We start from the raw sequence: 7,518 nt of genomic DNA, 5'->3' as shown, positions 1-7,518 counted from the left end.
CTACTTCAGGGCATTGTGAGCACGTCCCCGACAGGGGAAAGCCTAATATGTCACAGCGGCCACCGACCTTGAACTTTGGGTTCAAGGGCCACATCCGATAACGGCAGCCCGGGAAGCTTTATTTTGAGCCAGTTTATCGAGCCCCAACCGTTTCAATCCCACCCGGATACCATTTCTCGCGGCGCCCTTCGCAAGCGCTTGCGCCACCAGCGTCGTTCACTCAGCTTTGAACAGCAACAGCAGGCCGCGGAGAACCTCGCCCTGAACCTGCTGAAGAATCCGGACCTGCACCGCGCGCGGCATATTGCCATCTACCTGCCCAATGACGGTGAAATCGATCCTCATGTCTACCTGGACATAGCCCTGCGCAAGGGGGTTCGTTTCTATCTGCCAGTATTGCATCCAATCCACGAGGGCCGCCTGGTGTTCAGCCCCTACTACGACGGCGTGGAGCTGACCGCCAACCGTTTCGGCATTCCCGAACCCGCCTTCAGTAAGGGCCTGCGGCGTCCGGTCTGGGCGCTGGATGCGGTTCTGTTTCCGCTGGTGGGTTTTGACGAACAGGGTGGCAGACTGGGTATGGGCGGCGGCTTCTACGACCGAACCTTTGCTTTCAGCCGGTTACGCCCAAGACTGGCCCCCAAGCTGATTGGCCTGGCACACGATTTCCAGAAAGTGGACAAGCTGCCCATAGAGCCCTGGGATGTGCCGTTACACAGCGTGGTCACCGATAAACAGCGTTACCGGTTCAGAGGTGGGGTCGCTACCTGAGCGGCGCCAACAAGGGTACCGGCCCGTGGCCCGCTGTCTTCGGAGGCGTGGATGGAGGTGAAACCGGTAATCACCAGGCCGATGGCGAAAATCAGCACAATGGCTTTGATGATGTCAGGCTTGCCGCCCATGGTTTCAGTTCCTCGAAATGCAATGTTGAAAACGTCGGAAAATCAGTGAGCTATTCTTGACTTCAAGAATCAGAAGAAAGACTAACACCTATCTGGACTTTTACAATTTTTGACAGATTAAAATTAAGTAAGCTTTGAAGTGGGGGACCGGCCAGGGTCTGGCAGGGCTTTCCAAAACACGCTGTGGATACATCCCTGTACGCTTGGCTCCGCCATCCATGGCTCCGCACAGTTTTGGAAAGCCCTGCCAGACCCTGACCTACCCAGAGTTAACTTGAACGCGCGTTACCCTGCCCCAGAAACAGCTGATAGGCCTCGTTATCCGTCATGTTTTCATAGCGGAAACCGACCTTGTCGAGCATCTTCTCGAAGTCCTGCACTTCATCGTCATCCACCTGGGCGCCCAGCAGCACCCGGCTGTAGGCGGCGCCGTGATTACGGTAGTGGAACATGGAAATGTTCCAGCGGGTGCCCAGTGACATCAGGAACTTGAGCAGCGCCCCTGGGCGCTCCGGGAATTCGAACTGGAATACCTTCTCGTTGGTGATGGTCGGCGCATGGCCGCCCACCATGTGGCGAATGTGCTGCTTGGCCAGGTCGCTGTCGGTCAGGTCCACCACCGAGTAGCCGCTTTCCCGCAGCTCCTGCACCAGATCCTCCCGGCCATGGCCGCCGGCGGCAATCTGGATACCCACGAAGATGGTGGCGTTGGTGGCATCCGCGTAGCGGTAGTTGAACTCTGTAATGCTGCGCTTGTGCAGGGCATTGATGAAGGTCTTGAAGGCACCCGGCCGCTCGGGAATGGTCACCGCCAGGATCGCTTCGCGCTTCTCGCCCACCTCGGTGCGCTCGGAGATATAGCGCAGGCGGTCGAAGTTCATGTTGGCACCGCTGAGGGTGGCCACCAGGTTCTCGCCCTCGATCTTCTCACGTTCGATGTACTTCTTGATGCCAGCCACACCCAACGCCCCGGCGGGCTCGGCGATGGAGCGGGTATCCTCGAACACATCCTTGATGGCGGCGCAGATCTCATCCGTGGACACGGTGATCACCTCGTCCACGTAGTCCTTGCAGATCTCCCACGGGTGCTTGCCAATCTGCTTGACGGCCACGCCGTCGGCGAAGATGCCCACTTCATCCAGCACCACCCGCTTGCCTGCCTTCATGGCAGCCTGCAGGCAGTTGGAGTCTTCCGGCTCCACGCCGATTACCTTGATCTCCGGACGCAGGTACTTGATGTAGGCAGCCATGCCGGCGATCAGGCCGCCACCGCCCACGCAGATAAAGATGGCGTGAATCGGCTTGCTGAACTGCCACAGGATCTCCATGGCCACCGTGCCCTGGCCGGCAATCACGTCCGGATCATCGTAGGGCGGGATGTAGGTGTAGCCGTGTTTCTTGATCAAGTCCTGGGCATGGGCGGCAGCCTCGTCGAAGGCATCGCCCTTTAGGACCACCCGGGCACCGTGATCGCGCACCGAGCGCACCTTGATCTCGGGCGTGGTCTGGGGCATCACAATCACCGCCTTGATACCGAGGTTCTTCGCCGCCAGGGCGACACCCTGGGCGTGGTTGCCGGCCGACGCGCAGATCACGCCCTTGGCCTTCTGCTCCTCGGACAGCTGCGCAATCCGGTTGTAGGCGCCACGAATCTTGAAGGAAAACACCGGCTGAAGGTCTTCCCGCTTGAGCATAATATTGTTGCCAAAGCGCTTGGACAGACTGCGGGCTTCAGTGAGGGGTGTTTCGATGGCCACGTCATAGACGCGCGCATCGAGAATCTTCTTGATGTAGCGTTGCGGCATAGCAGTTCCGGCTTCTGTTGGTTGTTGGCGGATGAATGTCAGCGCCCGGCTGGGAAAAACCCACAGTGTAGAAACTTTGCACGGCGGCCGTCTATAAGCAGACCCGCACAAGACGCTATAATGCCCGCAAATCCATTCTGTTTTACCGCCGGAGCCCCAGATGACCCAGGACGAACTGAAAAAAGCCGTCGCCAAGGCCGCCATTGACTACATCGCCCCCCGCCTCAGCAGCGAGAGTGTGATCGGTGTCGGTACCGGGAGCACCGCCAACTTCTTCATTGACATGCTGGCCGAGCTGAAAACCGAATTCGACGGTGCTGTCGCCAGCTCCGAAGCCACCGCCGAGCGCCTGAAAAGCCACGGCATCCCGGTCTACGATCTCAACAGCGCCGGCGAACTGGAGTTCTATGTCGACGGCGCCGACGAAACCAACGAGCGCCTGGAACTGATCAAGGGCGGCGGTGCCGCACTCACTCGGGAAAAAATCGTGGCCGCCGTTGCCAAGACCTTCATCTGCATTGCCGACGAATCCAAGATGGTCGGCATCCTCGGCAAGTTCCCCCTGCCGGTGGAAGTGATTCCCATGGCGCGCAGCCACGTGGGCCGGGAGATCGTGCGACTCGGCGGCGACCCGGTGTATCGCGAGGGCGTGGTGACCGACAACGGCAACATCATCATCGACGTGCACAACATGGATATTTCCCAGCCGATTCGGGTGGAGGAGCAGCTGAACAACGTGGTGGGCGTGGTCACCAACGGCCTGTTCGCCCGACGGCGTGCCGATCTGCTGCTGCTGGGCACAAAAGATGGTGTCAAAACTATCGAGAGCAAGGGCGCCTGAACGTCCCAGCGCCGGACACAGCAGAGCTGGCCAGATGGGCCAGCTTTTTTATTGCCCGGGAAATGGCAAACCAAGCGCTTGCTTGGTCTGAAAATTTACGCGACACTGCTTCCCAGTGATTCCGATCAGGGAGCTCTGCCGTGTCCGACTATTTCAACGAAACCCACCAGCAGGTCCGGGCCACCGCCCGCAAATTCATAGAAACCCATGTGTTACCACACATTGAGGACTGGGAAGAGGCGGGCGAATTCCCCCGGGATCTTTACGCCAAGGCGGGAGAAGCCGGCCTGCTGGGCATTGGCTTTCCGGAAGCGCTGGGTGGTATCGGCGAGGGCGATATCTTTATGAAAGTGGCGGTGTCCGAAGAGCTGATGCGCTCTACGTCCGGCGGCCTGGTTGCCGGCCTGGGCTCCCTGGATATCGGCCTGCCACCCGTCGCGAAATGGGCGAAACCGGACATCCGCGAACAGATCGTTCCACCGGTGCTGCGGGGCGAGAGAATCGCCGCCCTGGCCGTGACCGAACCGGGCGGTGGCTCAGACGTCGCCAGCCTGAAGACCCGGGCAGTACGGAACGGCGACCACTACATCGTCAACGGCAGCAAGACCTTCATCACCAGCGGCCTGCGCGCCGACCACTACACGGTGGCTGTGCGCACCGGCGGCGAAGGCCATGGCGGCATCAGCCTGCTACTGATCGACCGGGACATGCCCGGTTTTTCCACCGGCAGGAAACTGCGCAAAATGGGTTGGTGGGCCAGCGACACCGCCGAGCTGTTCTTCGAGGACTGCCGGGTACCCGCGGATCGCCTGATCGGCGCCGAGAACGCGGGCTTTATCGCCATCATGAGCAATTTCCTGTCCGAACGGCTGATGCTGGCCATCATGGCCTACATGACCGCGCAACTGGCCTACGAGGCAGCTCTGGAGTACACCCAACAACGCAAGGCGTTCGGCCGCAACATTGCCGGCTTCCAGATAACCCGCCACAAGCTGGTGGACATGGCCACCCAGATCGACGTGGCCCGGGAATACACCTACCGCTGCGCGGCCCTGATGCAGGCAGGCAAGAACCCCATCAAGGAGGTGGCCATGGCCAAGAACTTCTCGGTGGATGTCTGCGAGAAGGTCACCCGGGAGGCGGTGCAGCTGTTCGGTGGCATGGGCTACATGCGGGAAACCGTAGTCGAGCGTTTATACCGGGACGCCAAGATTCTCTCGATTGGCGGCGGCACCACCGAGATCATGAAGGAGCTCATTGCCAAGCAGATCAGGCTCTGACCTCTGGGTGTCGCGGTGGCCGCTTGTCCTGACCCAGCCTGCCAGGCTGGAGGGGCGGGGTCCTGTCGGCGGCCTTTCCAAAACACGCTACGAGCACATCCATGTGCGCTTGTTTCGGGCCATCCCTGGCCCTCTACAGTTTTGGAAAGGCCGCCGACAGGACCCGTTCGAACAATGTGCAATCCTCCCGCGACATACGATGAAATTGATTTCCTTTTTTTAGTGGGAGCACCTGAAGGATCAGGGCGACCATCTCGGGATCTTCCTCACAAGAGGTGGATTCGCTCTTGAATGTTACTCAGAGGCTGGGGCGGCTATCTGGCAGGGCTTTCCGAAAACGTGGAGCGCCAGGGATGGCGCGACCGAGCCCTACATGGACGTATTCACGGGCGTTTTTCGGAAAGCCCTGCCAGATAGCCGCTTGCACCCAACTCAACGACGAAGGTTTAGTTTCGAACCGCAGGAGACTTCCGTATAATTGCGCCCACTTTTTAACCGCAGTTAAACGTACCTTGAACGTACCAGGAAGGATCGCACATGCAATTCGACAACATCCCCGCAGGCAAGAACCCGCCTGAAGACATCTACGTTGCCATCGAAATCCCGGCCAACAGCTCGCCGGTGAAGTACGAGCTCGATAAAGACATGGGCGCCCTGCTGGTTGACCGGTTCATGGCCACCCCCATGTTCTACCCGGCAAACTACGGCTTCATCCCGCACACCCTGGCCGACGACGGCGACCCCCTCGACGTGCTGGTGGTTACCCCTTACCCGGTACAGGCCGGCTCCGTGATTCGCTGCCGCCCGGTGGGTGTGCTGAACATGGAAGACGAAGCAGGCGGCGACGCCAAGCTGGTGGCAGTGCCCCACGACAAGCTGACCACCACCTACCACGACGTGAAGGACATTGAGGATCTGCCCGAGCTACTGCGCGACCAGATCAAGCACTTCTTCGAGAACTACAAGACCCTCGAGCCCGGCAAGTGGGTGAAGGTCCAGGGTTGGGAGAATGCGGACGCGGCGCGCAAGGCCATTGTTGATTCCATCAACAACTACAAGGGCTGATCACCGCCTCCATCGAGTAGGAGGGGGAGTTACCTCCCCCGTCCTCTCACACCACCGCACATACGGTTCCGTATACGGCGGTTCATGGTTGGCGCTGAAGCCGAACCATCGTATCCAGCAAGCTTATCAGAGATAGGCCATTGAACACCCGCTTGGGCAGCGCCGCATTCATGTGAGACGCGCCGCTGTTCCACCAGGGCCCACGGCCATTCATTGCACTCACCCAAGCCCTTTGCTTAGTCAGACCGAGCCGCATCAGGTTACGAGCCCGCGTGCGGGGTCGCTTCCATTGCTGCCACAGGATCAGTCGGAGACGTCGCCGTATCCAGCCATCCAGCGCTTCCACCGGGCGCTTCGAGGCGGTAAGGCGATAGTAGCTCGCCCAGCCCCGCAGCACCGGGTTCAGGTTTCGGATGGTCGTTGGAAGCGACTGCCCTCGGGATCGTTTCAGCAATGGTCGCAGCTTAGCCATGAAGGCCTTCAGGCTCTTCGGTGCAACCCTCAACCTTACCTGTCGCTTGTGCCAGCTCACGCTGTACCCCAGAAAGCTCCGACGCCAAGGGCGGTCTACGGCGCTTTTCGTCGTGTTCACCTTCAAGCGCAGGCGCGTTTCCAGGAACTGGGTCATGTTGGCCATCACTCGATCGCCGGCCCTTTTGCTGCGAACGTAGATGTTACAGTCGTCCGCGTAGCGGCAGAACCGGTGTCCCCGCCGCTCCAACTCCCGGTCCAGTTCGGTCAGGAGCACGTTGGAGAGCAAGGGTGAGAGAGTGCCACCTTGCGGTGTTCCTTCCCGTCTCGGGCTGACCAACCCACCTTCGAGCATGCCGGCTCGCAGGTATCGTCGGATCAGGATGAGTATCCGTCGGTCGGTGATGCGACGGGCCAGCAGGCCCATCAGCACATCGTGGTTGACCCGATCAAAGAACTGGGCCAGATCCAGATCGACCACCCAGCGGTGGCCATCATTGATGTGTCGCTGCATCGCCTTGACCGCCTGATGGGCGCTTCGCCCGGGGCGGAACCCGTAGCTGTGATCCGAGAGGGTCGGTTCCAGCATCGGGCTCAACACCTGATGAAGCGCTTGTTGGATCAGGCGATCCTGTACCGTCGGGATACCCAGTATCCGCTCCCCGCCTTGCGGTTTGGGGATACTGACTCGACGTATCGGTTGAGGATGGTAGTCTCCGGCCAACAGCCGCTCTCGCAGCGTTGGCCAATGCTGTTGCAGGTGGCCTTTCAGGGCCGTCACCGGCATCTGGTCGACACCAGCGGCGCCCTTGTTGGACACCACCCGCTGATACGCACGCATCAGGTTCGGGCGCTCAAGCACCTGTTCCATCAGCGTATTCGGCTCCGCGTTCGTCCACGAGTGAGCCCCCGCGCCTGCCTCGACACGGGCTTCAGTCTTTGCCGGATACTGTCCGGCGCCTCCCTGAATGCCCTGACCCATCCGGGTCACTTCTGTCTTCATAAGCACATCACGAGAACTTATCGCCTACTAACGGCTAACCATGTTCGGCCCTTCAGTACGCGGTGACGCACCTACTATGACCTCGGCTGAGTTCTGGCGCCCCATCCCCGCCCCTCACGGGGCAGGTAGCACAGTGGCAGAGAGCCAGACT

Annotated in this window: 7 protein-coding genes; 4 read left to right on the top strand and 3 right to left on the bottom strand. The window is 60.1% G+C overall.

Annotation, left to right across the window (positions count from 1 at the left end):
• The first annotated feature begins 123 nt into the window (after window positions 1-123).
• On the top strand, window positions 124-771 hold the full coding sequence (locus tag ACFC20_RS04890; RefSeq protein WP_375183530.1) for a 5-formyltetrahydrofolate cyclo-ligase: 648 nt from the start codon (window positions 124-126) through the stop codon (window positions 769-771).
• On the opposite strand, the gene ACFC20_RS04885 is transcribed toward ACFC20_RS04890, so the two are convergent.
• Both ACFC20_RS04885 and ilvA read right to left on the bottom strand, forming a co-directional pair.
• Window positions 741-902, bottom strand: coding sequence for a hypothetical protein (locus ACFC20_RS04885; RefSeq protein ID WP_375183531.1), 162 nt, complete (start codon window positions 900-902; stop codon window positions 741-743). The genes ACFC20_RS04890 and ACFC20_RS04885 overlap by 31 nt on opposite strands.
• A 269-nt stretch (window positions 903-1,171) precedes the next feature.
• Window positions 1,172-2,707 (bottom strand): threonine ammonia-lyase, biosynthetic, encoded by a 1,536-nt coding sequence (ilvA, locus tag ACFC20_RS04880; protein ID WP_375192019.1) that lies wholly within the window; start codon window positions 2,705-2,707, stop codon window positions 1,172-1,174.
• 160 nt (window positions 2,708-2,867) lie between these two features.
• On the opposite strand from ilvA, the gene rpiA reads away from it, so the two are divergent.
• The 3 genes from rpiA to ppa all read left to right on the top strand — a co-directional run bounded on the left by rpiA (window position 2,868) and on the right by ppa (window position 5,893).
• Window positions 2,868-3,548, top strand: a complete 681-nt coding sequence (rpiA, locus tag ACFC20_RS04875) for a ribose-5-phosphate isomerase RpiA (protein ID WP_375192018.1) — start codon at window positions 2,868-2,870, stop codon at window positions 3,546-3,548.
• 140 nt (window positions 3,549-3,688) lie between these two features.
• Window positions 3,689-4,828 (top strand): acyl-CoA dehydrogenase family protein, encoded by a 1,140-nt coding sequence (locus tag ACFC20_RS04870; RefSeq protein WP_375192017.1) that lies wholly within the window; start codon window positions 3,689-3,691, stop codon window positions 4,826-4,828.
• 537 nt (window positions 4,829-5,365) lie between these two features.
• Window positions 5,366-5,893: an inorganic diphosphatase gene (gene ppa, locus ACFC20_RS04865; protein ID WP_375192016.1), complete on the top strand. Its 528-nt coding sequence runs from the start codon at window positions 5,366-5,368 to the stop codon at window positions 5,891-5,893.
• Between the two features lie 82 nt (window positions 5,894-5,975).
• Here the strand turns inward: ppa and ltrA are convergent, their stop codons facing one another.
• Window positions 5,976-7,367 carry a group II intron reverse transcriptase/maturase gene (gene ltrA, locus ACFC20_RS04860; RefSeq protein ID WP_375192015.1) on the bottom strand — a complete coding sequence of 464 codons (1,392 nt, stop codon included), beginning with the start codon at window positions 7,365-7,367 and terminating at the stop codon, window positions 5,976-5,978.
• Window positions 7,368-7,518 lie beyond the last annotated feature (151 nt).

The sequence above is a fragment of the Marinobacter sp. genome (assembly GCF_041984545.1).
In the GTDB taxonomy this organism is placed as follows: domain Bacteria; phylum Pseudomonadota; class Gammaproteobacteria; order Pseudomonadales; family Oleiphilaceae; genus Marinobacter.
Note: the sequence above shows the minus strand (reverse complement) of the source record. Positions and strands in the feature narration are given on the sequence as shown.

Coding starts and splice junctions, on each gene's coding strand:
- ppa (WP_375192016.1), top strand. CDS start 5,366: ATGCAATTCGACAACATCCCCGCAGGCAAGAACCCGCCTGAAGACATC.
- ACFC20_RS04885 (WP_375183531.1), bottom strand. CDS start 902: ATGGGCGGCAAGCCTGACATCATCAAAGCCATTGTGCTGATTTTCGCC.
- ltrA (WP_375192015.1), bottom strand. CDS start 7,367: ATGAAGACAGAAGTGACCCGGATGGGTCAGGGCATTCAGGGAGGCGCC.
- rpiA (WP_375192018.1), top strand. CDS start 2,868: ATGACCCAGGACGAACTGAAAAAAGCCGTCGCCAAGGCCGCCATTGAC.
- ilvA (WP_375192019.1), bottom strand. CDS start 2,707: ATGCCGCAACGCTACATCAAGAAGATTCTCGATGCGCGCGTCTATGAC.